Source organism: Streptomyces sp. NPDC004561, from assembly GCF_053602155.1.
Window position 1 is genome coordinate 1 of the sequence record NZ_JBSGDB010000849.1, and the last position, 1,874, is coordinate 1,874.

1 protein-coding gene and 1 pseudogene are annotated in these 1,874 nt (G+C 75.7%); both read right to left on the reverse strand.

The features are described from left to right. The coding region (locus ACWEN3_RS46045; RefSeq protein ID WP_452984356.1) for a lactonase family protein at positions 1-1,234 on the reverse strand (1,234 nt) is incomplete at its 3' end. Positions 1,235-1,346: 112 nt separating this feature from the next. Then, positions 1,347-1,769 (reverse strand): annotated as a pseudogene (locus tag ACWEN3_RS46050) (hypothetical protein); the annotation flags it as partial. Between the last annotated feature and the right edge of the window lie 105 nt (positions 1,770-1,874).

The following is a 1,874-nucleotide window of genomic DNA, read 5'->3' on the forward strand; positions in this document are numbered from 1 at the left end:
CCGGGCGTGCCGCCCCGCCGGGATGCGGGAGTTCACCTCGGCGAGCATGTCCGGGGTGTACTCGGCGAGCGACGCGTGAGGCGAACGGCTCACCGGCCCGGCGCAGTTCGCCGCGCTCGGGGTCGGCATGGAAGACGGTGACCGTGCCGGAGCGCTGGTTCGCCGCGAACAGCAGCCGGCCGTCCGGCGAGAACGCGATCTGCCGCGGGAAGTCCCCGCCCACCGGCACCGCGCCGAGCAGCCGCAGCCGGGCGCCGTCGGCCTCCACCGCGAACCGGGCGAGGCTGTTGTGGCCGCGGTTGGCGAGGAAGGCGTACCGGCCGTTCGCGGTGACCAGGATCTGCGCCGGGTAGTTGGTGGCGCCCGTTGAGCCCGTGGACTGCGGCTCGCCGATCGTCAGACGGCCGGTGGCCGGTTCGTAGGCGCAGACCGTGACCGTGTCGTCCACCTCGTTGGCCAGATAGGCGTACCGGCCGTTTGGATGGAAGGTCAGATGCCGCGGCCCCGCGCCGGGCCGGGCGTGCGCCTGTCCCGTCTCCGTGAGGGTGCCGTTCGTCCGGTCCAGACGGTACGTGTAGACGGTGTCGGTACCGAGGTCGACGGCGAGGACGTGCCTGCCGTCGGGGCCGGTGAGGAACTGGTGGGCGTGCGGCCCCTCCTGGCCCGGGCCGGGAGGCGGGGTGGTGTGCGTGACCAGGGCGGTGCGCTCGCCCAGGGCCCCCGAGGCGTCGATCGGGTGCACGGCGACGCTCCCCGACCCGTAGTTGGCGCTCAGCAGCCAGCGCCCGCCGGGATGCACCGACAGATGACAGGGCCCCGAGCCGCCGGTGCTCCGTGTGCCGAGGACCCGGCGGTCGGAGAGGCGTACGGCCGTCACACCGCCGTCCTGGCGCTCGTCCACCGCGTACAGCGTGCGCCCGTCCGGATGCACCGCGAGATACGACGGGTCGGGGACCCCGGTCAGCGCGCCCGAGCCGGTGATCAGGCCCGTCTCCGGGTCGTACGAGGCCAGCCCGATGCCGGTGCCACCGCCCTCGGCGGAGGTGTAGGTCCCCACGTACAGCGGGCGGGGCCCGGTGGGCGGCCCGGAGGCCGGGCGCTCGCGGGGCGTGGGCGCGCTGTCCGACGCGGGGGCCGCCGGGGACGGGACCGCCACCACGGCCGCCGTGCCCGCGACCGCCCCGACGAACCGGCGCCTGCTCCAGCCGCCGCCCGCCCCTGCCTCCGTGTCCATGCCGCACCTCAGGTCGTCGGTCGCCCCGGTCGTGACAGCCACCTTGGCCGCTGACGACCGCCAAGGGCAAACCCGGCGACGCGTGTTGCGGACGATGGAACGCGGAAGGAGCTCACCACTCGCCGTCGTCGACCGGTTTGCCCGGCGCGTCCTTCAGCGGGGTCACCTGACCACCGGACGGCGCCTGCCACGGGTCCAGGTCGTCCCCCAGCCAGTCTCCGACCGGCTTGACCGCGTCCAGGGTGCCGGTCGGCGCGAGATCCTCGGCGTCGGCGTCGTAGTACTCGTACCAGGGCAGTCCCGCGCGGGTGTACGCCGCCCGGTCCACCGGCGACGGCGGGGGTGCCTCACCCGTGATCCGGCGCCACTCCGGAGGCGTCACCAGGTGCACGAACACCCGCCCGGCCGGCTCCTCGGACCAGTCCGTGAAAGGCCGGTCGTCCCGGTAGACCTCCTGCCGCATGGCACCGCCGACGCCCAGCCCCATGGCCGCGGCGCGCCGCGGGGCCGCCCCGCCCGGGGCCGGGGGGGGGGCCGGCCCCGGGGGGGTGCGGTGGTTGGGGGGGGTGGGGGCCTAATGCAAAGTTGGGCGGGCCGGCGCCCCCGCCGAAAAGGGGGGGCCCCAGCCGCCGGACGAACC